Annotated in this window: 24 protein-coding genes; 10 read left to right on the top strand and 14 right to left on the bottom strand. The window is 44.1% G+C overall.

What is annotated here, in order from left to right; all coding sequences use genetic code 11:
• Positions 1-5 precede the first annotated feature (5 nt).
• The 3 genes from HYN59_RS10280 to HYN59_RS10290 all read left to right on the top strand — a co-directional run bounded on the left by HYN59_RS10280 (position 6) and on the right by HYN59_RS10290 (position 4,387).
• On the top strand, positions 6-2,504 hold the full coding sequence (locus HYN59_RS10280; RefSeq protein WP_108778182.1) for a M14 family zinc carboxypeptidase: 2,499 nt from the start codon (positions 6-8) through the stop codon (positions 2,502-2,504).
• 49 nt (positions 2,505-2,553) lie between these two features.
• Complete coding sequence (locus tag HYN59_RS10285) at positions 2,554-3,528, top strand: endo alpha-1,4 polygalactosaminidase (protein ID WP_108778183.1); 975 nt, start codon at positions 2,554-2,556, stop codon at positions 3,526-3,528.
• A 172-nt stretch (positions 3,529-3,700) separates the two neighbouring features.
• Positions 3,701-4,387: a DUF2490 domain-containing protein gene (locus tag HYN59_RS10290; RefSeq protein WP_181369415.1), complete on the top strand. Its 687-nt coding sequence runs from the start codon at positions 3,701-3,703 to the stop codon at positions 4,385-4,387.
• A 10-nt stretch (positions 4,388-4,397) separates the two neighbouring features.
• On the opposite strand, the gene HYN59_RS10295 is transcribed toward HYN59_RS10290, so the two are convergent.
• From HYN59_RS10295 to HYN59_RS10305, 3 genes are all read right to left on the bottom strand, one after another.
• Complete coding sequence (locus HYN59_RS10295; protein WP_108778185.1) at positions 4,398-4,805, bottom strand: response regulator; 408 nt, start codon at positions 4,803-4,805, stop codon at positions 4,398-4,400.
• Positions 4,802-6,211 (bottom strand): sensor histidine kinase, encoded by a 1,410-nt coding sequence (locus tag HYN59_RS10300; protein WP_181369416.1) that lies wholly within the window; start codon positions 6,209-6,211, stop codon positions 4,802-4,804. Before HYN59_RS10300 ends, HYN59_RS10295 begins: the two co-directional genes overlap by 4 nt.
• 585 nt (positions 6,212-6,796) lie before the next feature.
• On the bottom strand, positions 6,797-8,206 hold the full coding sequence (locus HYN59_RS10305; protein WP_181369417.1) for a sensor histidine kinase: 1,410 nt from the start codon (positions 8,204-8,206) through the stop codon (positions 6,797-6,799).
• 109 nt (positions 8,207-8,315) lie between these two features.
• Between HYN59_RS10305 and HYN59_RS18060 the strand changes: the two genes are divergently transcribed.
• Entirely contained in the window at positions 8,316-8,531 is a 216-nt protein-coding gene (locus HYN59_RS18060; protein WP_181369418.1) for a hypothetical protein, read from the top strand.
• Between the two features lie 397 nt (positions 8,532-8,928).
• Positions 8,929-10,830: a molecular chaperone DnaK gene (gene dnaK, locus HYN59_RS10310; RefSeq protein WP_108778188.1), complete on the top strand. Its 1,902-nt coding sequence runs from the start codon at positions 8,929-8,931 to the stop codon at positions 10,828-10,830.
• 317 nt (positions 10,831-11,147) lie between these two features.
• On the opposite strand, the gene HYN59_RS10320 is transcribed toward dnaK, so the two are convergent.
• The 5 genes from HYN59_RS10320 to HYN59_RS10340 form a co-directional block, all read right to left on the bottom strand.
• Positions 11,148-12,410: a glycoside hydrolase family 5 protein gene (locus HYN59_RS10320; protein WP_108778190.1), complete on the bottom strand. Its 1,263-nt coding sequence runs from the start codon at positions 12,408-12,410 to the stop codon at positions 11,148-11,150.
• 69 nt (positions 12,411-12,479) lie between these two features.
• Positions 12,480-13,166, bottom strand: a complete 687-nt coding sequence (locus HYN59_RS10325; RefSeq protein WP_181369419.1) for a carboxypeptidase-like regulatory domain-containing protein — start codon at positions 13,164-13,166, stop codon at positions 12,480-12,482.
• Between the two features lie 69 nt (positions 13,167-13,235).
• Positions 13,236-13,922, bottom strand: coding sequence for a carboxypeptidase-like regulatory domain-containing protein (locus tag HYN59_RS10330; RefSeq protein WP_219928770.1), 687 nt, complete (start codon positions 13,920-13,922; stop codon positions 13,236-13,238).
• Positions 13,923-13,933: 11 nt separating this feature from the next.
• Entirely contained in the window at positions 13,934-14,365 is a 432-nt protein-coding gene (locus tag HYN59_RS10335; protein ID WP_108778192.1) for a carboxypeptidase-like regulatory domain-containing protein, read from the bottom strand.
• A gap of 10 nt (positions 14,366-14,375) precedes the next feature.
• Positions 14,376-15,119, bottom strand: coding sequence for a carboxypeptidase-like regulatory domain-containing protein (locus HYN59_RS10340; RefSeq protein ID WP_108778193.1), 744 nt, complete (start codon positions 15,117-15,119; stop codon positions 14,376-14,378).
• A 148-nt stretch (positions 15,120-15,267) separates the two neighbouring features.
• On the opposite strand from HYN59_RS10340, the gene HYN59_RS10345 reads away from it, so the two are divergent.
• Positions 15,268-15,894 (top strand): putative polyvalent protein kinase domain-containing protein, encoded by a 627-nt coding sequence (locus HYN59_RS10345; RefSeq protein WP_108778194.1) that lies wholly within the window; start codon positions 15,268-15,270, stop codon positions 15,892-15,894.
• Between the two features lie 38 nt (positions 15,895-15,932).
• Here HYN59_RS10345 and HYN59_RS10350 read toward each other — a convergent pair whose 3' ends face one another.
• The 3 genes from HYN59_RS10350 to HYN59_RS10360 all read right to left on the bottom strand — a co-directional run bounded on the left by HYN59_RS10350 (position 15,933) and on the right by HYN59_RS10360 (position 18,967).
• Complete coding sequence (locus tag HYN59_RS10350) at positions 15,933-16,775, bottom strand: alpha/beta hydrolase (RefSeq protein WP_108778195.1); 843 nt, start codon at positions 16,773-16,775, stop codon at positions 15,933-15,935.
• 81 nt (positions 16,776-16,856) lie between these two features.
• Positions 16,857-17,618, bottom strand: a complete 762-nt coding sequence (locus tag HYN59_RS10355; protein ID WP_108778196.1) for a C40 family peptidase — start codon at positions 17,616-17,618, stop codon at positions 16,857-16,859.
• A gap of 170 nt (positions 17,619-17,788) precedes the next feature.
• Positions 17,789-18,967, bottom strand: coding sequence for an acetyl-CoA C-acyltransferase (locus HYN59_RS10360; protein WP_108778197.1), 1,179 nt, complete (start codon positions 18,965-18,967; stop codon positions 17,789-17,791).
• A gap of 302 nt (positions 18,968-19,269) precedes the next feature.
• Between HYN59_RS10360 and HYN59_RS10365 the strand changes: the two genes are divergently transcribed.
• Positions 19,270-19,629, top strand: coding sequence for a hypothetical protein (locus tag HYN59_RS10365; RefSeq protein WP_108778198.1), 360 nt, complete (start codon positions 19,270-19,272; stop codon positions 19,627-19,629).
• 71 nt (positions 19,630-19,700) lie between these two features.
• Here HYN59_RS10365 and HYN59_RS10370 read toward each other — a convergent pair whose 3' ends face one another.
• Entirely contained in the window at positions 19,701-20,117 is a 417-nt protein-coding gene (locus HYN59_RS10370; RefSeq protein ID WP_108778199.1) for an OsmC family protein, read from the bottom strand.
• Positions 20,118-20,236: 119 nt separating this feature from the next.
• Here HYN59_RS10370 and HYN59_RS10375 point away from each other — a divergent pair, with 119 nt between their 5' ends.
• Positions 20,237-21,208 carry a hydrogen peroxide-inducible genes activator gene (locus HYN59_RS10375; protein WP_108778200.1) on the top strand — a complete coding sequence of 324 codons (972 nt, stop codon included), beginning with the start codon at positions 20,237-20,239 and terminating at the stop codon, positions 21,206-21,208.
• A 99-nt stretch (positions 21,209-21,307) separates the two neighbouring features.
• Here the strand turns inward: HYN59_RS10375 and lpxD are convergent, their stop codons facing one another.
• Positions 21,308-22,300, bottom strand: coding sequence for a UDP-3-O-(3-hydroxymyristoyl)glucosamine N-acyltransferase (lpxD, locus tag HYN59_RS10380; protein WP_108778201.1), 993 nt, complete (start codon positions 22,298-22,300; stop codon positions 21,308-21,310).
• Positions 22,301-22,604: 304 nt separating this feature from the next.
• Here lpxD and HYN59_RS10385 point away from each other — a divergent pair, with 304 nt between their 5' ends.
• A complete protein-coding gene (locus HYN59_RS10385; RefSeq protein ID WP_108778202.1) occupies positions 22,605-23,417 on the top strand; it encodes a class I SAM-dependent methyltransferase in 813 nt (270 codons plus the stop codon).
• A 26-nt stretch (positions 23,418-23,443) separates the two neighbouring features.
• Here HYN59_RS10385 and HYN59_RS18275 read toward each other — a convergent pair whose 3' ends face one another.
• Positions 23,444-24,511 carry an SRPBCC family protein gene (locus tag HYN59_RS18275; RefSeq protein ID WP_245895529.1) on the bottom strand — a complete coding sequence of 356 codons (1,068 nt, stop codon included), beginning with the start codon at positions 24,509-24,511 and terminating at the stop codon, positions 23,444-23,446.
• Positions 24,512-24,632: 121 nt separating this feature from the next.
• Here HYN59_RS18275 and HYN59_RS10400 point away from each other — a divergent pair, with 121 nt between their 5' ends.
• Positions 24,633-25,610, top strand: a complete 978-nt coding sequence (locus HYN59_RS10400; RefSeq protein ID WP_108778203.1) for a GlxA family transcriptional regulator — start codon at positions 24,633-24,635, stop codon at positions 25,608-25,610.
• The last annotated feature ends 64 nt before the right edge of the window (positions 25,611-25,674 follow it).

Consider the following 25,674-nt stretch of genomic DNA (forward strand, 5'->3'; position numbering starts at 1 on the left):
CTTCCATGAAGCAATATTTTTACGCCCTCACTCTTTTGTTTAGCATTACCTTGCAGGCACAGCTCAAAAGCCCGGCCGAGTTCTTTCCCAATTATGGCAAACAGGTAAGCTATTACTACCAACTGGAGAATTATTTTGGTTACCTGATACAAAATTCAGGCATGGTAGTACACAAGCCGTATGGGCTGACCAACCAGGAGCGTGGCCTGAACGCTTACGTTATTTCGACACCCGAAAATTTAAAGGAGCTCGAAAATATCCGCCTCAACCATCTTTACAGCATAGGGATGGGCGGGAAGCAGGTAAATGTAGCAGACAAAGCTATTGTATGGCTGAGCTTCAACGTACATGGCAACGAACCTGCGGCTGCCGAAAGCGCCATGAGCGTTGCTTACGAATTGGTCAACCCAAAAAATGCTGCCACAAAAGAATGGCTTAAGAATACGATCGTGATACTCGACCCGTGCCTTAACCCCGACGGTTATTCCCGTTATGGGAACTGGCTCAGGGATATTTCGGGAAAAGAACCGAACCCCAATGCATCCGACAGGGAGCACATGGAGCCATGGCCGGGCGGGAGGCAGAACCATTATGCCTACGACCTCAACCGTGACTGGGCATGGCAAACACAGGTGGAAACGCAGCAGCGCATCGTCCTTTATAACGAATGGATGCCGATGGTGCATGTAGATGTGCACGAAATGGGCTATAACGAACCGTATTTTTTCCCGCCTGCTGCAGAGCCTATGCACGATTTTATTACACAGGGGCAAAAGGATTTCCATAACGCGATAGGGGAGATGACGGCTAAAAAGTTTGATAACCAGGGATGGAATTACTATACCCGTGAACGCTTTGACCTGTTTTACCCAAGCTATGGCGATACCTACCCAAGTTTTAACGGCGCTGTGGGGATGACCTACGAGCAGGGTGGCATCGGCGCAGGCAGGGCGATTACCATGGCAAACGGTAATACGTTGACATTGCAGGACCGGATAAATCACCATACTACGGCTGTGCTTACTGCTGTTGAAACGGCCTCATGGCAAAAGGACAAGCTGGTGCGCAATTTCCGCGCTTATTTTAAAGATAGCAGGGAAAATCCGAAAGGAAAGTACAGGACATACATCGTAAAAAACAGTGGCAAGAACGAAGAACTGGCACTATTGCTGAAGCGCAATAAAATTCAATTCGCATACGCCGATGAAAGCAAAAAGCTCACGGGCTATCATTACCAAAGCGATAAGGATAAGGAGTTTACTATAGAGCCCAACGACCTGATCGTTTCGGCCAATCAGCCGAAGTCGGTACTGACGCAAGTACTTTTTGAGCCTGCACAACGGCTTACCGACAGCCTGTCGTATGACATTACGGCCTGGGCACTGCCGCATGCCTATGGTGTGGAAAGCTATGCCCTTAAAAAAGACCTTGCCATCAAAACAAAAGCAGAAGTTTCACGTAAAGGGAAATTTGAATACGAGCGCGTATATGCCTATTATGTGCCCTGGAACGGGAGGGCATCGGCAAAAGTGCTGTCGCTGCTTTTTAAAAATAATATAAAAGTGCGTTCGTCGCGAAAGGCATCGGCTTTCAGGGGGATAAAGGTCAGCCCCGGCGACCTTGTTATCCTGAAAGGCGACAATCCCCAGATAAATAATTTCAAGGAAACCATGAATGCTTTGCTGGACGAAAAGCCCGACTATGAAGTGATAGAGAGTGGATTCTCCCTTAGCGGTGCCGACCTGGGCGGGGAATCGTATCCGTTGCTTGAAGCGCCAAAAGTATTGCTTCTGTCGGGAAACAGTGTAAGTCCGACTGATTTTGGACAGGCGTGGTTTTATATGGATGAAATAATCGATTACCCTGTAACCATTGTCGATGTACAAAATCTCGGGAGAATAAAGCTTTCTGATTTTACGACTATCATCCTTCCGGACGGCTGGTATGAGTTTAGCGATAGCCAAAAAACAAGCCTGGATGGTTTCATAAATGACGGCGGTAAGGTGATAGCGATAGCCGGGGCGCTCAACATTTTTGAGGACAGGGCAGGCTACAGCCTTACACGATTTGCCACAGATGCCGATAAAGACCTTGAAGCCAAAGAAGGCGATGAGGAGGCCCTTAATGCCCGCTATTATGATTACCAAAATGCCGAAAGGCGTGCCATATCGGGATCGGTGCCGGGCGCGATTGTAGAGAACGTGCTTGACAAAACGCACCCGTTATCGTATGGTTTGGGCGATAGGTATTTCAGCCTTAAGACGACCGACAGCCGCTACCAGCTTTTAAAAAACGTATGGAATGTGGCGTATGTTCCGTCGGGATATAAGAACTTCGGGTTCATTGGCCGCAGCCTGAAAAAGAAATTGGAGAATACTGTAACCTTTGCCGTAGAGCAAAAGGGCACGGGGGCCATCATCTACATGGTAGACAACCCGCTGTTTAGGGGATTTTGGGAGAATGGCAATTTATTGTTTAGTAATGCGTTGTTTTTGGTGGATTAGATTTTTTGGCAATAAAACAAAATTCAGCCGTTAGTATATAAATGAACTTATGAAAAATATCCTTTATACACTATTGCTGGTGACCCTCATAGGATGCGGCAGCGATGATTCGTCGTCAGAAAACAATAATAACGGAGACCGCGATTACAGGCAGGACATGCGCGATTTTGTCATAGGCATCAGCCAGACGGCAAAAGCGGTCAACCCCAACTTTGCTGTCATTCCGCAAAACGGTATTGAGCTCGTGACACTAAATGGCGAAGCCGATGGAGCACCTGCAACAGCTTACCTGAATGCCATAGATGGCAATGGACAGGAAGACCTTTTTTATGGCTATGACGATGACAACCAGGCCACACCGGGCGATGTAACAAGCTATCTCAGAAGCTTTCTGGATGTCTCGAAAAATGCGGGCAAGAAAATATTGGTAACGGATTATTGCTGGACTGCGGGTAAAGTAGCCGATTCTTATACAAAAAACCAGGCGGCAGGGTACATCTCTTATGCTGCTGAAGATAGGGATCTTACGATCATCCCCGATGCCACACCACACAATGAGAATGCTAATGTGATCACTTCGCTGGCGCAGGCAAAAAACCATATTTTCTTCATTAATCCGGAGAACTATAATACAAAGCAGCAGTTCATCAATGCTGTTACGGCTACGAATTACGATGTGGTTATCATGGACCTGTTCGTGAACGATGATGCTTTTACGGCAGCGGAAGTAAACCAGCTGCGTAACAAGGCCAATGGCGGCAAAAGACTGCTTATCTGCTATATGTCGATAGGTGAGGCGGAAGATTACCGGTACTATTGGCAAAATAGCTGGGACAACAGCAGGCCTGCCTGGATAGCTGCAGAGAACCCTGACTGGCCGGGCAACTACAAGGTAAAATACTGGAATGCCGACTGGCAGGCGCTAATCTACGGGCACAGCGATTCGTACCTGACAAAGATTACCAATGCTGGCTTTGACGGCGTTTACCTCGATATCATTGATGCTTTTGAATATTTTGAATAGCATGGCCACATGATAATGTTTTCCTAAAGCGACGAATTTCCAGATTGTTTCCAGATTCGCATTTGACATTTGCATCATAAACTTAAATATGATGATGAAAATGCGTTTACTTACCCTTTATTTTAGTTTGATATGCAGTACGACCGTCTTTGCACAGTTAAGCCCGCCGGGTATGGGCGAGACAAAAACGGCTTTTTGGTCGGCGGCAGGTGTAAAGCAGGAACTTGACAATATAAATACCTCGATGACCTATGTTGGCTTTGGGCGTATCAGCGGCAGCAATGAAGCTGATCCGTTGGATATGCCGTCCATCTTTGTGCTCAACCAGGAATTCTACCATAAATTCAGCCCCGATTGGAAATACAGCTTTGCGCTTAGCTACAGAAGACAGCATGAATATGATGAAAGTTTCGAAGAAAATAAGCAGGATGCCATCAATCAGGAATTCAGGTTTTACATAAGGTTGCAGTACACGGCCGATCTGGGTACTGTAAGATGGACTACGACGCTGAGGCAGGAAGCACGTAAGTTTTATACCGATGACTTTGCGGAGGTACCTGATGGCCTTCAATTTCGTACCCGGTTGAAAACACAGCTTGTTGTACCGCTCGATAATGCCGGTGTGAACAGCGTTGCAGGAAGCGCTGAAGCCCTTTTTGCGATAGCGAAAGACAACAGTGAGGGCTGGGGTAATTTTGAATATAAGGAAAGCCGCTTCTGCCTGTATTATAGCCTTTCGCTAAAAGATATCCCTGTAACCTTTGATATTGGCTATATGAACGACCTTATTGGGTATGCGAGCGACACATATGATGCAAACTATATTGCGATGGATATCATTGTGAAAGACCCTTTTTGATGGACCCTGATTAGCTGGTTTTTTCGCCGCTGCTGTACTTTTTGATAACTTCCTCCAGTATTTCTTTTGTTAGTGGCTTTGGCCTGAAGTCGGAAAAAATACCCTTCGTGGCCTCAAGCGCCTCGTCATCGGGATCGTTAAAGTCACTTATCATGACCACAACAAGGCATTCATGGGTTAAGTCAAGTTTTTTATACTCGGCAAGAAAATCCCAACCGTTCATCCCGGGCATGTTCACATCGAGAAAAATGATATCCGGGATTGCTTCACATGCAGTTAAGTATTCCAGCGCATCGTGTGCCGACTCTTTGGCGATAATCGTTTCGGCTGCATCACACTTTTTTATAACACGTTCATGAAAGAAATTGTCAATCTTATTGTCATCAACAAGCATAATGCATTTTACCCGATTTGTCATGCCTTAAAGTTTATAATGGTGAATTTAAACGTGCTTCCCCGTCCTGGTTCAGATTCCACCCATATCTGCCCGCCATGCATTTCAACTATTTTTTTACAATTCGCAAGGCCGATACCATGCCCCTCGTACTTATTATTGTTGTCCAGTCGGTGAAAAATATGGAAGATCTTTTCACAATGACCGGGGTGGATCCCCATGCCATTGTCCTCTATAGCAAATTTATAAAAACCCTTTTTATTTTTACATGTAATCTTAATGTTAGGTGCAATGCCGTCTCTGTTAAATTTCAGGGCATTATTGATCAGGTTTTGGAAAAGCTGGCGCAATTCGGTCTCATAAGCATAAAATTCAGGAAGTTCAATTTCGGTTGTAATGCTGGCTCCTGTTCTTTTTACAAGGCTTCCCAGGTCGGCCACCACATTTGCTACTATGGTATTACAGTTGGTGAGCGCGAGTTTTTTATTCTTGCCCAGCTTTCCAAACTCAAGTAATGAGCGCACAACACAGCTCATTCTCCCAATTGATGATCCCATAGCCTGAAGGTGCATTTTCATTTCTTCATTGATGTGGTCGGAATAGTCTTCTTCAAGTAGGTTAATGTAGTTGCCAAGTGTGCGCAGCGGTTCCTGCAGGTCATGCGAAGATATATAGTTGAATTGTTCGAGCTCAAGGTTTTTGCTCTGTAGCTGCGTTACCTGCTTAGCGATAATTTCCTCATGGTGTTTTTGTGCAGTAAGATCAATTATCGTTGCCAGTACAAATGTGCCCGTACTTGTATTTACAGGTGTAAGGATAAGTTCTACAGGAAATTCAGTGTTATCCTTTCTTTTGGCAAAGAGCTCATCATCACCATCGAATTTCACTACTGATGATGATGCAAAAAAGTTCTTCCTTACTTTATAGTAGTCTTCGTGGAGTTTTTCGGGAATAAGCATTTTGACATTTTTGCCAATTAACTGCCCTTTTTTATAGCCATACAATGCTTTGGTCTGTTTGTTTGCCATTATTATGGTTCCCGCTATATCTGAAATTACCAATGCATAAGGAGCTACTGCTACAGCAGTCCTGAAATTTTCCTCGGCCATTTTCTTTTTCAGGTGTATGGTATTTAGCCGTGATGAAGTTTTCCAGATAAGGAGCAGGGATATAACGAGAAACGCAAGTGTAATACACGCTATTCCCAATTCAGGGCTAAGCCAGCCCCTCCTGTGTGACATAAGCCTTAGGTAACCAATGGCCAGTACTGCGACAAGCAGCTTTAGGAACAGCCGCCGCGCCATTATATTTCCCATAAGTTTGCCGGTAAAAAGCCCGGTAATGCCGATGGTACGATTGATGAACGAAGCCGATATGGAAAGCATAAGGAAGCCTATCGCCGAATACATTGCCATCGGAATAAAACTCATCCTGTAAAATTCCGGAATATTGAGCAAATGGCCTATTAAGACTACTGATGTTATTAACGTTACACAATGAAGCAGCCCTTGGGTAACGTATCTGAGTTTCTTGATTTTTACAAAAAAAAATGCAACTGACAATAATATAAAGCAAAACGAAGTTATTGGCGACATACCAAAGCCAAACGGAACCTGCAGTAGTGTAAAGTTCCTTGCCAGGGCTATCAAACTCCAGCTAAAAACTGAAAATGCAAATAACCGGGAAAGCAAATGACTACGCTTCCCGTTATAAAGAACCAGAAGCAGCAGGGAAAGGCTCATAAGGATAAAGCAGTAAGCGCTGTCAGTACCAACTGAATTTCCTAATATACGTACATCTATTATACCTCTATGAAGTCCAATACTGTATAATAATACATACACGCTATAGGTAATAATCAATGACACTGCAAACAGGGTAGCAGTTTTGTACTTCCGCCTAAAATATACCATCATATATGTTAACATTTATTTAACAAATGTTGAGGCGAAAATAGTGTTTTTTTTTAAATATGATAGTTTTTTTGAAAATAAGTTTGTTACCCGAATGAAATGTTATTTGTTGAAATTCAATAGGGTAAATTTAAATGTGCTGCCTTTGCCGGGTTCAGATTCTACCCATATTTTGCCGCCGTGCATTTCAACAATTTTTTTGCAATTCGCAAGGCCTATTCCATAGCCTTCATATTCCTCGTCGCTGTTCAGGCGGTGGAAGATCCTGAAAATAGAATCGGAATGTTTAGGGTGAATGCCGATTCCGTTGTCCTCAACAGAGAATTCATAGAAGCCGTCCAGCTTCCGGCTGCTAATTGTTATATCCGGAGATATACTGCTTTTCCTGAATTTTATGGCATTGGAGATAAGATTTTGGAACAACTGCCGCAATTCCGTTTCATAGGCATAAAATTCGGGAAGCCCGCAGGTCACTGTTATTTCGGTACCGGTGTTTTTTATAAGGCTGTTCAGGTCCGCTGCTACGTCATTCACAAGCTTATTGCAATCGGTAAGGACGAGCTTTTTTTTACGTCCCAATTTACCAAAATTAAGCAGCGACCTTACCACATGGCTCATCCTGTCAATAGCCGAGCCCATGGTTTTAAGATGTTCCTGTATTTCTCCGTCTATCCGGTCAGGGAAATCTTCCTGCAGCATGGAGATGTAATTTGATACTGTTCTCAGGGGTTCCTGCAGGTCGTGGGAGGAGATATAGTTGAATTGCTCCAGCTCCTCGTTCTTAACCTGCAGCTCGATCAGCTGCTTTTTTATGGTGTCTTCCTGGTTCTTTCTTTGGGTAATGTCTATAACAGATGCCAGGCACATTGGCCCTGTTGAGGTTTTAATTGGTACCAGGATAATTTCAATAGGAAATTCTGTGCCGTCCTTTCGCAAAGCCAGCATGTCTTCATTGTGCCCCATTTTTATAATATGGTTATCTGCAAAGAACTGTTCCCTTCGCCGCACGTAATCGGTATGCATTTTTTTAGGTATGATATTCATTACCGGCATGCCTATAAGCTCATGCTCATGATAGCGATATAGTATTTTTGTTTGCTGGTTTACGCTCAGTATTTTACCATCCCTGTCGGATATCACCAGGGCATAGGGCGCCGATTCGATCGCTATACGGAAGTTTTCGACGGCTATTCTCTTTTTATCATCAATCTTATTTAATGTGGTCGATGTTTTCCAGATAAGCGCCAGTGTAATAACTATAAATATTATTATTAAAAGCGCACTGCCAAATTCCGGGCTGAGCCATTCCTTCCTATGGGCTACTATCCGCAATGTTCCTATAACCAGGATGGCTACAAGCATCTGCAGGAAAAGCTTGCGTGCCATAATATTACCTATAAGGTTGCCGGTAAAAAGCCCTGTTATGCCTAAATTATAATTCATCAGCGAAGCAGAAACTGATAATAATACAAAACCAATAGCAGAGTAAACTGCCATGGGAATGAATGTCATCTTATAAAATTCAGGAATATTTAGAAAATGCCCTATTGCCGCTATAGATCCTATCAATGTTACGAAATGCAATAATGCCTGGATAATATACTTTCTTTTTCTGCTTTTTATGAAAATAAAAGAAATAGCAAGCAATGTAAAGCACAGAGCGGTTTGGGGCGACATTCCGAATATCAGGGGAATTTTTACAGGAGTAAAATCGCGGATTAATAAAAGGGTGCTCCATAGCAAAACGCATCCTGACAATATACGCGATACTACCGCAGCTAATGCAGAACGGTGTATCAGGCAGGCTTGTGATATTCCCATAGCCATAAATGCATAAGCAGAATCAATTGCAATAGGCAGATGCCCCGTTACAGCGGGTTTAAAAATTCCGTTTTGCAGGCCCCAGGCATAAATTATCACATAGACCCCATATAGGAATACCGTAACGGAAGTCAGTAGAATAAAATTTTGGTAACTGCGTTTTAAATGCCGCATACTGAGTTTTAACAAATTTAATCAAGCTAAAATAAGCAACACTTTTTTATTTGGATTGAAAATTAGGCTAAATAACCATATTTACTGTAGCATATCCATAAGTTAAATAATTATTTAAATTATGTAAATGCCATCTTGTCATATTTTGTGTGCCATTCCTGTATTGGCACAATGATTGTCTTTATACGGACAGGTTTAACAAACAAGAGATCAAAAACAAAAATAAAAACTAAAACAAGATGAGTAAAATAATCGGAATTGACTTAGGAACAACTAACTCGTGTGTTGCCGTAATGGAAGGTAACGAACCGGTGGTTATCCCTAATGCTGAAGGAAAAAGAACAACCCCGTCAGTAATTGCATTTGTTGAAGGCGGCGAGATCAAGGTTGGCGACCCTGCTAAGAGACAGGCAGTGACCAATCCCACAAAAACCATCGCTTCTATCAAACGCTTTATGGGTAACAAATTTTCCGAAAGCGCTAAAGAAGCAAGCAATGTGCCTTACAGTGTTGTAAAAGGCGACAACGACACCCCGCGTGTTGATATCGATGGCCGCCTGTACACGCCACAGGAACTGTCTGCAATGACACTACAGAAAATGAAAAAAACGGCTGAGGATTACCTTGGCACAACAGTTACCGAAGCGGTTATTACCGTACCGGCCTATTTTAATGACGCGCAACGCCAGGCTACCAAAGAAGCCGGTGAGATTGCAGGCCTTAAAGTAAGGAGGATCATCAACGAGCCTACTGCAGCCGCTCTTGCTTACGGGCTTGACAAAGCAGGAAAAGACCAAAAGATAGCGGTATATGACCTTGGTGGCGGTACTTTCGATATCTCGATCCTCGAATTGGGTGATGGTGTATTCGAAGTGCTTTCTACAAATGGTGATACGCACCTTGGAGGGGATGACTTTGACCAGGTGGTTATCGACTGGCTTGCCAACGAATTCAACAGCGAAGAAGGTGTAGACCTTCGTAAAGACCCAATGGCGCTACAGCGTTTGAAGGAAGCTGCTGAAAAAGCGAAAATCGAGCTTTCGTCATCTACACAAACCGAAATAAACCTGCCTTATGTAACAGCTACAGCTTCAGGGCCTAAGCACTTGGTGAAAACACTCACAAGGGCTAAATTTGAGCAGCTTGCCGACAGCCTGGTACAGCGCTCTATGGAGCCTGTTGCAAAAGCGTTGAAAGATGCAGGCCTTTCTAAATCAGATATTGATGAGGTGATCCTTGTAGGTGGTTCTACACGTATCCCTAAAATACAGGAAGAAGTAGAGAAATTCTTTGGTAAAAAACCATCGAAAGGCGTTAACCCGGATGAGGTTGTTGCTATCGGTGCTGCAATCCAGGGTGGTGTACTTTCTGGCGATGTTAAAGACGTACTCCTTCTTGACGTTACCCCACTTTCCCTTGGTATCGAGACTATGGGCGGCGTGATGACAAAGCTTATCGAATCGAACACTACGATCCCTACCAAAAAATCGCAGGTATTCTCTACAGCTGCTGACAACCAGCCTTCTGTTGAGATCCACGTACTGCAGGGCGAGAGGCCAATGGCTACCGATAACAAGACGATAGGCCGTTTCCACCTTGACGGAATTCCACCTGCACAAAGGGGCGTGCCGCAAATCGAGGTAACCTTTGATATCGATGCCAATGGTATCATCAAAGTATCGGCTACCGATAAAGGGACAGGCAAATCGCACGATATCCGTATCGAGGCTTCTTCAGGGCTTACCCAGGAAGAGATTGAAAGGATGCGTAAGGAAGCAGAGGCAAATGCCGATGCGGATAAAGCAGCACGCGAAAGGGTTGAAAAACTGAACGAGGCAGATGCTATGATTTTCCAGACCGAAAAGCAGCTGACAGAGTTTGGTGATAAATTGTCAGCAGGCAACAAGCAAAACATCGAGTCAGCTCTTAACGAGCTGAAAGCAGCTTACGAAGGCAAAGATGTTGCAACCATTCAGCCGGCACTTGACAAAATCAATGAAGCGTGGAAAAATGCTTCAGAAGAGATGTACAAAGCACAGGGTGATGCCGGACAACAGGGCGGCGCACAACAGGCACAACCGGAAGCAGGCCAGCCTGAAGGTGACAACGTTCAGGATGTAGACTTTGAAGAAGTGAAATAATCTGTTAGACGAAGAGATAATAGATTTTAGATAATAGAGAACGCCCCGCAATTGTGGGGCGTTTTTTTGTTTTATGACTTTCGAGGTTCTTCCATTTCGAACGGAGTTTGCGGAGAGAGAAATTTCTATTTACAAATATGAATTTCTGAGATTTCTCCCGTTGGTCGAAATGGTACACCGTGCATTTGATAACGAAACGTTCTTCCATTTCGAATGGAGCTTGCGGAGAGAGAAATCTCTATTTACAAATATGAAATTCATGAGATTTCTCCCGTTGGTCGAAATGGAATGCTGTTGAACATTATAATAACCAAAAACTACTCCACCGTAAACCCTAATCCCTCGATATATCCTTTATTCTGGAAGTTGTTCTTGTATTTGCAGTTCTCTAAAAACTCATTCAGGGCTTTCTGTACTTTAACCCTGTCAGGCATGTTCTCGCGTACTTTTTCGTAGGAGCTGCGGTCACTGTCGGCGTACTTGGTGATCAAAGGATAATCTTCCGGCTGCTTAAAGTTCATAATGCCGCGAAGGTTATCCATCTTTTTGTAGGGCCAGAATGCCCAGTTCACTTTGTTTTCGTCAAGCAATTTGCGGAATTCCATTACCCACTCGTCAGTGTTCTCACCCGTCTCCCCAATGTATATGGGCACATTGTATTTGTCACGGAAGTCGATATATTTCTGTATCGCTTCCTGGTTGATGTCGAACCAATATTTGTGGAATTCATAGACCACATTCTCATCCAACACGCGTTCGAATACGCCAAAGTCGCCTGCCCACATCGAGCCATTCAGGTAAATGGTGTGTTTTGTATCTACCGACCTGATGTCCTTCACCATGCGCTCATAGACCAGAAACAGCCTGTGGTTGTAATCGGGTATCTCCTTGGCAAAATAATGGGCAAAAGGCTCGTTGATTACGTCATAACCTAATACGATAGGGTCGTCCTTATAATGGCTGGCAATCTTTTTCCATATATCGCTCATCTCATCCTGTGCCGACTTGCTGAAGTACAGCCACGGATAACCGGCACTGTCGTCTATGTTATCGCCCGTCTGCCCGCCTGGTGCGCAGTGCATATCGAGAAGCACATACATGTTTTCCTGGCGGCACCATTCGATAATTCTGTCCATGTATTCAAAACCGACATTGCGCTTGCCCATGTAGGTTTCCTTTGTAAACAGCTTGTAATGGAAGGGGAGCCGTATATGGTTCGATCCCGTGCGTTTCAGGTACTTTATATCCTCCTGGGTAATATAGTTGTCGAGGTATTTGCCCCAGAACACCTTAAGGCTGTCCGGCCCTACCATTTCCAGCAGCAACTCATTGATCTTCGTTGGAGAGCTCACCTTGCCCATCTTGAACATGTAGCCTTCTGGAACGAGCCAGTTGCCAATATTGGTACCTTTCAGGGTAATAGGGTCGCCATTTGAATCCAGTATCTGCGTGCCTTTTGTTTTTGAAATAGTACCTTTATACACTTTGCCGTTATCGCCATAAGTGGAGTAGGATTTACAGGACGATAGCAGTCCCGCGAAGGCAAGGAAAAAGAGAATCAGTTTGGTTTTGTTTGTCATTGTAAAGCAAATTTGTGAATAGAATGTATTGGAAAATTTGCCTTAAAGATATAAAATGTAGCGATATGATCACCGGAATACGTTTCCTACAGCGTGGAAGATGCGCCCGAAGAACGTGCGCCTTTTTTCTATGGTTTTGGTGGTAAGTGATACAACTCCTACGATTGATAGTTGTCGCCTCGAATTCCCATAGCCGGTTACCACTATTTCGTCTAATAGCTGCCCGGCTTCAAAAGAAATATCAATGGCACCTGAATCAGGATCAGCAATAGTGCCTTCCTGGAGGATAAAGCCGCGATGGGAAAATACAATTGTTTGCCCTGAACATGCTTCAATAGAATATTTACCGTTGCTATCTGTCATTTCGCATGCCTGTGTTCCTTTAATGGTTACAGCCACATTTGGCAACGGTCCTGAAAAATCGGTTATTGTGCCGCTTACGAGCAGCGAAGAGGGTTCGGTCATTTTCGGTGATGTCTCATCAGGAATTTGCTGTTCTGTAGCTACAGGCGTTTGTGCCGATACACCTAAAGTCCCTAACGACATCATTGCTAAAATTGCCGCTGCGGCTGACCATACAGGACTTTTTTCCTGAGAAACTGATAATTCCCTGTCAAGCTGTGACGGCAAAAAACGCCCGCAAAGGTTTATGCCTTTGGCGAATGCCGATGCAATCTCCCTGTCCGATGACAATGTAAAATCCCGTACGTTCTTTTGGCAGGAAGCGCAGAAACGGCCTTTATCTGATGGTGTCATGTTTGCCCAATTTTCTTGGCATGGGGTTGGAATGTATATTTGGATTGGCTCTTTCATAATCAGACAGTATTAATAATCAAACATATACTGGGAGGCTACAGAAATGCGAAGTTTCTTGTATTCAACTATAATTTCGCCCATAAATATATATGGGTCATCATACATTATCACATCTGGTACAGTTGCTGAGAAGCCTACTGTTACAACTTGGGTTTTCATACCCACAAAAGTGACCTCCAATTTTTCGCGCGGAGAAGCCTGAATTACAAAATTTCCATCAAAATCGGTTTGTACACCCGGAGCTATACTGCCTTTCACCTTTATATTTGCGCCAGGTAATGGCAGGCCCTGTTGATCGAATACGGTCCCCGTAATTATTTTTACGCCTTCCGGCAGAACGTTTGTATCTATATCTCCGGTTTTAGTTTCATGCTGCTCTGTCTTTATAGGAGTCTGTGCCGAAACTTCATTTACGCCAACGGTCAATAACGTTATTGCCACCGCACTTGCTGCCATCCAGAATTTGCTTTTTTCTTTTGGAACAACTAGGTCTCTTCCCAGTTGGGAAGCCCGAAAACGCCCACAGGCATATCCATCATTTTTAATAGCTTCAACGATCTCCCTGTCGGATGAGCTTGTAAAGTCGCGCACAGTTTTTTGGCAGGAAGAGCAGAAACGGCCTTTATTGGCTGGTGTCATATTTGCCCAGTTCTCATGGCATGGGGTGGGGATGGATATTTGGATTGGTTTTTTCATATTTTCGACATTTAATAATTGAACATAAATTCTGAAGCAACTGAAATATGAAATCCTGTACAAAAACAACAACCATACACAATGCTGTCAACTTCCCGATAATCCTCCCGCATTACTACTTTGATTTTTGTCTTTTTAGATACTTTGATATTTTGAGTCTTCATTCCCTGGTAAGCGAATACTAAGACATCACCATCTTTGGCATTAATAGAATATTTGCCATCAAAATCGGTTTGTACTTTTGTATTTGTACTCCTGATCTTTACCTCAGCACCGGGTATTGGCATGTCCTGTTCATCCATTACAGTACCTGTAATTATTTTAAGGCCTTCCGGTAAAATACCTGTATCGGAAGCCTGTGCCGAAGCGGTATTTGTTCCAACTAAAAAGAAATTTACAGCAAAGAAAAAAACTAGGGTGAGTATTTGTATTGATGTTCTCATATAATATAGTTTAACGGAATAAATTACCTATCGAATGGAAAATGCGCCCAAAGAAGGTGCGTTTTTTTTCTGTTACCTCTACTGTTGAAATAATACTTACCGCACCAGAAATAGCACGTGTTGTACTCCTGTAGCCAGTAACCGTTACCTCGTCCAGCATTTCATCTTCCCTCATCAGAATATCAACAACCCTTGTCTTAGATTCAACAACCCGTTTTTGCGCTACATAACCCGGGAAGGAATATACCAGCGTAAATCCCGGCCTTGCTTCAATGGAGTATTTACCATCAAAGTCGGTTTGTGCTGTTATGGTACTGCCCTCTATTGCGACTACTACTCCCGGCATTGGCCCGGTAGCATCGGTTATAGTGCCTGTTATCACAGTGGCGGGCATTGCCACTTTACCTATCATGGCTTCATTAAATTGTGATGACTGCTCTGTTGGTACCGGAGTCTGTGCAGCCATTTCGGTTGTGCCTAATGCCATCATTGCCAGGACTGCAGCTGCGGCTGACCATACAGGGCTTTTCTCTTGGGTGACCGACAGTTCCCTTTCCAATTGCGAGGGAAGGAAACGCCCGCATAGATCAGGCTCATTGGCGAATGCCGATGCTATCTCCCTGTCGGATGACCGCGTAAAATCATGAACGTTTTTTTGGCACATACCGCAAAAGCGGCCTTTATCGGCGGGTGTCATAGCAGACCAGTTTTCGTGGCAGGGGGTGGGAATGGATATTTGTACAGGCTTCTTCATACCTATAGGATAGCATTCCGTATCAAAAGGTTGGGAGGGAAGGAAAATATTTTCATTATTTGCTTAACCGAATCGGGAAGGATGCTGCCCGGGGCAATTGAGTACAATCTCAAATACTATTCTTATATTTGCAGATGTAAAATAACCCATGAAAAATGAATTACAGAATGTCCTTTCAGGAAAGAGCGAAGTTAGGTATGGAGCAATTATCCAGTCAATCGCCAATTACCTTAAAAATGGCTCTGTTGCAAGTACAGAAACTAAAAGCGCTAAGTACTACAAAGAACAAGAAGCAACGAGATTAGAGGATTACATTCTTCAGGCAAATCTTTGGATCGGCGATATAGATTTTTCACAATACGTTAGTGAGGGTGCGGAACAAAAAGTGTATCTGAAAGATTCAGAGCATGTGCTTAAATTAAATGATTCTATTTATTATGAATCCTGGCTGGATTATTTTTATAATTTATTGCTGCACAATTACTTTTTCCCTGACACAGCCTACGATTTAGTCGGATTTACTAAAGATAACGATGTTCTGTATGCTATCGTTAAACAGGCATACGTATCAATCACCGATAAAACATATCTGGCACGGGTAAAATCTTTCCTTGAGGAAAATGGATTTGAAAATACAAGGAATAATGACTATTTCAATCCCGAACTTCAAATCATACTCGAAGATTTACATGATGAAAATGTACTAACACGGAATGATATACTTTACTTTATTGATACTGTTTTTTATTTAACCGACAGTTTTTGGCAGAAATAATTGTACTTACAGTTTACTTCTTCATTACCCTTAAGTAATTACAGCTTTGCCCTCAAAAAAGTTTCAACCTTACTATAAACTTCTGTAAAAGTTGCTTCATCCCAGTCGGCATGCCCACCGTCAGGATAAAAACTGAATTCATTATACACACCTTCCTGGTCAAGCTTTGCCTTCAGCCTCGGACCCTGGCTTGCGGGAACCAACGGGTCTTGTCCGCCATAGAAGGTTATAGTTGGCGGCGATTGCGGTGTGATGTAATTTGCAGGGCTAATGGTTGCTATCTGCTGTGGTGTTGGTGCTGTTGTGCCTAAAAGGAACTGCGAAGCGATAGGGTACAGCTGGTGCGACAGGTAGGCAGGGTCAGTAAAATCTGCGGGACCTACTATATCCACTACCGCTTTTACATGATGATCGGTATCGTAGCTGTAAGCGTACAGCATGGAAAGATGTGCACCCGCGCTAAACCCGATAAGCGCATAATCATCAGAAACGTGATAGTCGCTGCCGGCAATATAATCCAGCACTTTTTGGATATCCTCGATCTGTTTCGGCATGGCGGGGCTTGTTTGGGTAGCGAGCCTGTAGTTGATATTCACGATAGCATGCTCCGGGAAACGCTGCTGCAGCACCGGGACCAATTCAGTTACATCTTCTTTGCTTCCCGATGCCCATGCGCCGCCGTGTACCAGTACCATAACTTTGGTATCTTCATCCCTATTGGCGGGAAGGTAAACATCCATGGTCTGTTCGCTGTCCGTACCATAGGCAACATTTAAAATGTTCCTGGCGGTAAGGGGTTCGCTTGTAGTCGTGTCGTCTGTACTGCATCCAAGGTTTAGGAATAAAAGCAGTGCAGGAAGGAGTAATAAGTATTTTTTCATAGCAATTAAAGATAACAAATTTTATGCCTTAAAAAGTGCATCCTTATAAAAACAGCAAAGCAGGAAAAATTTCCTGCCTTGTTAAATTATTTTTTTAATCACGCGCAGCTTGTGCGTATGCCTTTTTGTGTCGATGTTATAAATGCCGAGATGATCCAGACGGTCGATGCGTACTTTCCCGTGTCCATGGATGATGTAGTTATCTTCCATGATGATGCCTACGTGGATGATGCGGCCTTCTTCATTATCAAAAAACGCAAGGTCGCCGGGTTCACTTTCTTCTATGAAACTAAGGGCTTCACCCTGGGTAGCCTGTTGTGATGCATCCCTGAGCAAGTTGTAGCCATTCAGTTTATACACCATCTGAACCATTCCGGAACAATCGATGCCAAACGGCGTCTTGCCGCCCCATAAATAAGGCGTGTTGAGGTACATATAAGCTGTCTGTATAAGGCTTTGCTTATTAGTCACGCCCGAAGACCTGAGTCCTTCAAACGTAAATTTTTCGGTGTTCAATGCGGGAATATCGAGAAACGTAAGGGCTGCCCCAAGAGGGATAGGCATTAATCCATTGTCCGGCCCGGTGATGTATTCAATAAGGTCTGCATTAAGTACAGCCGGGGTATTGTTAAGAGTATTGTATTCGCTTTCGCTAATGAGCCTGAACTGCTTGTTATCGATCCATCCGTTATAGCCGTCGAAACCCATTTCGATCCGCGACCATTTGGGAGTTTGCTCCAGGACCTTAAAATGCTCGCCGAATAAGACCTGCGAAGTCATTTCGCTCCTGTCACTTGGTTCTAAACGAAGTGGGACAATGGCAAGATTGCAAATACCAAACATTTAATTTTTTATTTTCTATTTATTATTTTTTATTGGCATATCGCCTAAAAACAGCTAACGCTGCTACGTTAAACCACAAATATAGCAGTTATTCCCGAAGCAGCGTTATATGCTGACAGCTGTTTTCACCGAAGTTAATAACAACTTTATTCAATAAAAATAATCAATTATTATGCACGTTCGATCACGATAGCAGAAGCTCCACCACCACCATTACAGATAGCAGCAGCGCCAACTTTAGCGTTGTTTTGCTCAAGTATGTTGATAAGCGTTACGATGATCCTCGCGCCCGAGCATCCCAGTGGGTGGCCAAGCGATACGGCACCACCATTTACGTTTACTTTACTGGCATCTAAGCCTAATATCTGCATGTTGGCAAGCCCAACTACAGAGAAGGCCTCATTGAATTCGAAGAAATCAACATCTTCTTTAGAGATGCCTGCTTTATCAAGCGCTTTAGGCAGTGCTTTGGCAGGGGAAGTAGTGAACCATTTAGGCTCCTGCTCTGCATCGGCATATCCTTTTATGTAAGCAAGTGGCTTAAGGCCAAGTTCGTTCGCTTTTTCCTCGCTCATGAGTACCAGGGCAGCAGCACCATCATTGATTGTAGAAGCGTTGGCAGCCGTAACAGTACCTTCTTTGGTAAAAGCAGGATTAAGTGCAGGTATTTTGTCAAGCTTTACAGCAGTATACTCCTCGTCTTTCGTAACCATTATCGGGTCGCCTTTACGCTGGGGAACGGCAACAGGAACCACTTCGTTATCAAATTTTCCGGCATCCCATGCATTGGCAGAACGCTTGTAGGATTCAATTGCAAATGCATCCTGGTCTTCACGCGAAATTTTATATTCCGTAGCACAAAGGTCGGCGCATACACCCATAGCGTTATTGTCATATGCGTCGCTAAGGCCGTCTTTCTGCATACCGTCGATCATTGTGGCAGGGCCAAACTTAGCGCCTGTCCTCATCTGTACATAATGCGGTATAAGGCTCATGTTTTCCATACCACCGGCAACCACCACATCGGCATCGCCAAGCTGTATCGCCTGTGCAGCCTGCATAACGGCTTTCATACCCGATGCGCAAACTTTATTTACGGTAGTGGCAATAACGCTGTCAGGAAGGCCTGCATGGCGTGATGCCTGGCGTGCCGGGGCCTGGCCTACACCGGCCTGGACCACGTTGCCCATATATACTTCGTCAACATGCTTAGGGTCAAGGCTTATTTTTTCAAGCGCCCCTTTTATTGCCGCTGCACCAAGGTGCGAAGCTGTTACGGTTGATAACGCGCCCATAAAGCTTCCTATTGGCGTACGTACTGCCGAAACGATAACTACTTTCTTATTCATAATACTATGTGTATTTGTTTGTTATGGTTGCGAAATTAATGAATTTTGGTACAGATAAAAATAAAGTATGTAAAAATATTGTTCGAAAACGATGGTTTATTGAGTATTGGGTAAAAGTTTTGGGATAAACTATTAACGGGGGTTTGATAACCCAAGGAATAAACACTATAAAAGTACAAGCTTAAAGATCCGGACGAATTATAGAAATGTCCTGACGAATTATCAATAGACAAGGTCCAATTTTAATTTCAGGTAGTGTGCAAAACTTTTTCTTCCTATACTTGCATCGATAATCAACTACTATGGAAGCCATTTCGGTCATATTGACGATATTATCCCTTGTGATAGGGATCGCAAAGCTGGTAATCGGCAGCGATAAGCCTGCGCCCCGGGAAAAAGAATATTTTATAACGGCCAACCTTAAAGTGCCCGTTGACACCATAAAGGCATGCGGTATTGAAGAAGGGGAGGCAGTAACATTGCAGCCTTCCGGCGATATGGTAACCATTAACGTTACGGCTACCGGAACTTCCTGGACACCGGTACAATTGGGGAGTGTTAGCGACTATGAACTCTATTCAAAAGTAAGCCTGGGCAGGGCCAAAGCCAAAATCTTTGCCATCAATGGCGATGTGGTTACTATCGAGTTCAAGTACATCTAATAAAAAAACAGCCACGAATTGTCCCAAATGTAAATTAGTGAAATTTGTGTAATTCGTGGCTAAAAGTTTGCTTATACCAGAGTAGCTGATAGCGTGATCTCTGCTTTCAGCAATTTCGATACCGGGCATATTTCTTTTGCTTTCTGTGCTGCATCCTGGAAATCCTGCTCAGTAATTCCCGGAACGGTAGCTTCCAGTTTCAGGTGGATCGTGGTAATGGTTCCGTCCTCAAACGTAAGCTGTGCTTCGGTGTCAAGGTTTTCGGCAGGAAAGCCAAGCTCGGTCAAAAGGAAGCTCAACTGCATCGTGTAACAGCCTGAGTGCGCTGCAGCGATAAGCTCTTCAGGGTTGGTGCCCACGCCTTCGGCAAAACGTGTCTTAAATGATAATTGTGCTTTATCTAATGTTGTGCTTTGGGTACTGATAGTCCCTGTACCTTCCATTCCTGTGCCTTTCCAATTTGCGTTTGCTCTTCTTGTAAATTTCATGATATGAGTTTTTTATGATTACTAATTTAGTTCTTTTAAATGAACAGGACAAATTTACGGCAGCATTGTTATGAAATCAAATTAATAATTTTATATCTTTATTAATAATTTTTATAATCATGACACTCCAGCAATTACGGTATATAATCGCACTCGACGAGCACAGGCATTTTGCGAAAGCCGCTGAGGTATGCATGGTCACCCAGCCGGGGCTTACCATACAATTGAAAAACCTTGAAGAAGAACTTGGCATTAAAATTTTCGACAGGGATAAAGTACCCTTAAAGCCAACTCTCGCAGGCAGGGAAATTATCATCCGTGCGAGAAAGACATTGCACGAAGTTGATGGTATCCGTGATTTTGTGATAGGGCAGAAGGATGATCTTGAAGGTACGGTAACGCTGGGTGTCATCAGTACACTGTCGCCCTACCTTATACCGCAGTTTATGAAGGAGGTACGCACCAGGGCACCTAAGATGCATTTCATTATAAAAGAAATGAACACCAGCCAGCTCATAGAAAGCGTACTTACAGGCGCTATAGATGTTGCCCTTATGGCCACGCCTACAGGCCATCTGCTGCTCAGGGAACACGTGGTTTTTAATGAGCCGTTTGTAGCTTTCCTGAATGAGGGACACGCCATGGGAGACAATGCATTTTACGAAATAAAGCCGGGCGATACCCAAAACCTTTTGCTGCTGCGGCAGGAGTATTGCTTTAATGCGCAGCTGCTCGACATTTGCGGCATCAATAAAGGCAATGAGTTTATGGGTGAGCAGTTTAATTATGACATAAGCTCGGTAGAAACGCTAAAGAATATGGTGCGTGCAGGTTTGGGCTTTGCCATTGTGCCCGAGCTTTCACTGGCCCATGATGCCGATGCCCATTACAAACGTTTTAAGGAGCCTGCCCCGTCAAGGGAGATAAGCCTGGTGGTATCGGATAACTTCATCCGCAAACTGCTACTCGAAAAAATGAAAGAAGCCATTTGGGAAGTGCTTCCGGCTTCGTTGAAAGAAGGCAAGAAATACCGCAGGATACAATGGAACGATTCGCCTTATTTTATCAATGCGGTAAGTAGTTTGAAATAACAATAGCTTATATAAAAAAGAGATTTCTCCTTCGTCGAAATGGAAGAACGCTGTTCCATTTCGACGAAGGAGAAATCTCAATGTAGGTTTTATATAAAATTACTTATTCTCAGCCAGCCTTTTCAGTACCGCCCATTGCTTAAGCGCATTACGCGCTTCAACGGCAGGATAGCCAAGCATGGTCTTACCGGCAGGCACATCGGCCGCAACGCCGGAGCCTGCGCCGATTATAGCCCCCGAACCTATAGTGGTGTGGTCTTTTATAGATGCGCTTCCGCCAATTACTACGCCGTCGCCAAGCGTAACGGAACCCGCAAGCCCGCTGTTTCCAGCCATAATACAGAATTTACCCAAAATGCTGTTATGGCCAATCTGTACCAGGTTGTCGATCTTACAGCCGTCGCCCAGTATTGTGGAACTGAATTTGCCACGGTCCACACACGAGTTGGCGCCGATCTCAACCCCATTGCCGAGGACTACATTGCCTATTTGCGGGATCTTTACCAGCCCGCGCTGTGCACAGGGAGTAAAGCCAAAACCGTCCGCGCCTATAGCAGCATTCGGGTGAAGCGTACAATAAGCGCCTACATGGCACCTTTCGCGTACCACTACGCCCGACCATATCACGGTGTTTTTACCGATAGTACAATCGTCAAGTATAGTAGCATTAGGGTACATAGTTACATTTTCGGCTATCTGTACATTAGGGCCTATATAGCATCCGGCACCGACCTTTGTACCTTCGCCAATGGTCGCTGTAGGATGGATGACCGCTGTGGGGTGTATCGCCTCATCAAACCGTGGCGGGGGAGGGTTGAAAAGCTCCAGAACTTTAGACATAGCAAGGTCAGCGTTCTTTACCTTGATAAACGCCCTGCCTTCGCCCGGTTCAATGCTTATGTCTTCATTTACAACAGCAACCGAAGCTTTGGATGTTTCCCACAGCTTCTCATACTTTTTATTGCCGATAAATGTTATTTGTCCGTTTTGAGCCAGCTCTACCTGCTGCGGCGAAGTGATAGTGTCGTTCGTCATGCCGACGACCTCTCCTTCCAGCAGCTTATTAATTTCCTGTAATGAATACGATTTCATAGGGGGATTTTAGAATAATTGTTCATTTATGTTTTATGTAATGGCTAAAATATATAAAATATAATGGTTTACTACAAAAATTACGCAAATGTTTGAGTTGTATATTTTATCACAAAATATTAACACGGAACAATTATTTCTCAAATCCGGTTTGTTGAAAGGGAATACAGCAAAATGTGTTTATATTTGCCTTATTACAATTGTTTTATAAAAATATATACTAAGGTAATGTCCGCGAACATTACATGATGGCAGGCATTTAAAGCCCGCCTGCACTTTTATGTATAATTTTTAATGAAACAAAATGTATTCCATAGACCCTGAAATAGAAGCTTTCTATACACAAACCTCAGAAGCATCAAGGCTTCAAAGCGGACTCGGTCCGCTCGAATTTGAAAGGAATAAAGACCTTATCAGCCGTTACCTCCCACATCCCGGAAGCAGTATTGCCGATATTGGCGGAGGCCCCGGGCATTATGCCTGTTGGCTTGCCGGCCTGGGGCACCATGTTACCCTTATTGACCCCGTTGCCAGGCACATACAGCAGGCCGAAAAAAGGTCGGGTACAAAACACCCGTTCCGGTGCATATTGGGCGAAGCCAGGCAGCTGCCTTTAGCGGCGGATAGTGTTGATATAGCCATCCTGCACGGGCCTCTCTACCACCTGCAGGAGGAAGAAGAGCGCCTTGCAGCGCTTCGCGAAGCAAAAAGGATATTGAAACCCGGCGGCATAGTGTTGGGTTTTGCCATTACTTACGCTGCCTCTGTTTTGGCAGCATTGCAAAACGGCATGCTGCACGACCCTGATATTTTCAGGATGTGCAGGCAGGAGCTTTCGGATGGCTGCCACTATCCGCCGGAAAGATTCCCCGGTATGCTGGCTATGGCTTATTTCCACAAGCCTTCATCCTTACAGGAAGAATGCAGGGCTGCAGGGTTTAAGCCGATCGGACTATTTGCCGTTGAAGGCATAGTGTGGCTGGACAATGATTTTTTTGCAAGCTGGGTCACGCCGCAAAAAAGGGAACTGCTGCTGGAACTGGTAAAGCTTACCGAGAGTCACCCGGAGTTGCTATGCATCAGCCCGCATATCATGATCGCAGCTAAAAATTCATAACTATGTAATGCCCGGCTTTCCGGGCATTATTTTTTTGGTAATCCCCATTTTTCAATCAGCTCTGTACTAAGGCCTTCCTCGCGGGTATTGGGCTGGCCTTTTCCTGTCGTGATGAGGTTGTGCAGGCTGCCCCGGATGTAGCTTGTCCATGCATCAAAACAAACCTTGTAGCATTCGTAATCAGGAACAAGGCCCTCATGGGTAAACCGGAGTTCGGTCTTTCCGTTCTTTTCCGTTATTTCGAAAATGATCCTGTTGCCCACCCATTCGCTATCATCATTAATAAAGCTGAAGTGGTTATTAAGCACACGCCAAACCACCTTTTTATTTAAAATCACTTCTTCCAGCTTCATTTTAGAGATATGTACATCTTTGTATTGGTAGGTAAATTCGTCGCCCTGCTTTTCCGTGCCGCCTTCTACCTGCTCCGACCACCAGCCGCGCACATTGGTAACGGCTTTAAAGACCTCTGCAGAGCTTTTGTCTACAGTGAATGATGTAGTATAGCTTTTCCCTTCTCCGGCTTTTTGAGCCACTTCTTTTTCTAATATTTTTGGATTGCCCTTGCCTGTTTCGATCAGCGGGATAAGGCTGTGGTCCAGAAATTGCGACCATCCGTTCGTACAATCCTTGTAGCATTCTATCTGCGGCTGAAGCCCCTCATGCGTAAAACGTAATTCTGTTTTGCCATTCTTTTCTGCAATGTCAAAAATGATACGTGTACCTGTCCATTCACTTTTGTCTTTCAGGAAGTTGAGCTTGCTGTCGGTAACCAGCCAAACGACTCTTTTGTTCGGGATAACTTCCGTAAGCTTTTGGGTTGAAACATGCACATCGGTAAAGAAGCGCACGGTAAATTCGTCATTCAATTTAGTAGAGTTTCCCGTAAGATCTTCTGCCCACCAGGCTTGTACGTTGTTTATGGCATCGAATACCTGTTGCGGCGTTTTGTCGGTTAAAAATGTAGTTGTAAAGTCCTGTGATTCCATAGTATTGGGTTTTGTTATAGTATGATTTTTAGTTAAGATAGCGGCTTCACTGCCCAATGAAGGTAGCATAGCTAATAGGAATAGCGCATATAGTTTTGTTTTCATATCGCATTTGTTTAAAGCAAAGGTAGCGTCTGAAAACGACCTGAATGAGGTGTAAAATAGACTTTATGACGGGTTGATTTGGACAATATAGATTTTTATCTTTGCCGCTAAACACTTCGTTATGAAATATATTACCATACTCGTACCCGATGGCCCGAACAATCTCAGCAGCATCGTCGGAGCCTATAAAATACTCACAAGGGCCTATGAATATTGGGCAGCCAATGGCGGCACGGCACAATTTAAGATACAGCTGGCAGGTATTTCAGGTGAGGTTGGTTTTTTTGGAGGGCTGTTCAGTGTAAAGCCGCATTGCCATATAAGTTCGATCAGCAAAACCGACCTTGTTATTATACCCTCGCTTAATCATAATTATGACCAGGCTGTGCAGGATAATGCTGAAATTATCGACTGGATAGCCCGGCAATATAAAAGTGGTGCTGAGATAGCGAGTGTGTGCACAGGAGCCTACCTCTTAGCTTCAGCGGGATTGCTTGATGGCAAAAGCTGCTCCACGCACTGGCTGGCGGCAGATAATTTCAGGAGTCGGTTCCCTAAGGTAAAGCTTCAGGCCGATAAGCTGATTACCGACGAAAATGGCATTTATACTAATGGCGGGGCCTATTCGTTCCTGAACCTTATGGTCTATTTGGTTGAGAAGTATTTCGACAGGCAGACAGCTATTTTTTGTTCCAAAGTGTTCCAGATCGGGATGGACAGGAATAGCCAGTCAGAGTTCATTATCTTCAAAGGGCAGAAGGAGCACGGTGATGCTATGGTAGCCGAAGCGCAGGTGTATATGGAGGAGAATTTCCAAGAGAAAATATCGGTGGAGCAACTGTCTTCACGGTTTTCGGTGGTACGGCGGCATTTCGACAGGCGTTTCATCAAGGCTACGGGCAACACACCCCTGGAATACCTGCAACGCCTAAAAATGGAGTCTGCCAAGCGCGCCTTCGAGACTACCTGCAAAACCATCAATGAGGTAATGTATGATGTTGGCTATTCGGATATGAAGGCATTCCGCGAGGTATTCCGGAAAGTGACGGGAATATCGCCTTTGGAATACAGGAATAAATACAACAGCGAGACGGCGTAATATTATCTTTTTGTGTTCGGAAAATGATGACTAATTATGTGTTAAATAAAACACTATCTTGCGC

The organism is Flavobacterium album, from assembly GCF_003096035.1.
GTDB classification, from domain to species: domain Bacteria; phylum Bacteroidota; class Bacteroidia; order Flavobacteriales; family Flavobacteriaceae; genus Flavobacterium; species Flavobacterium album.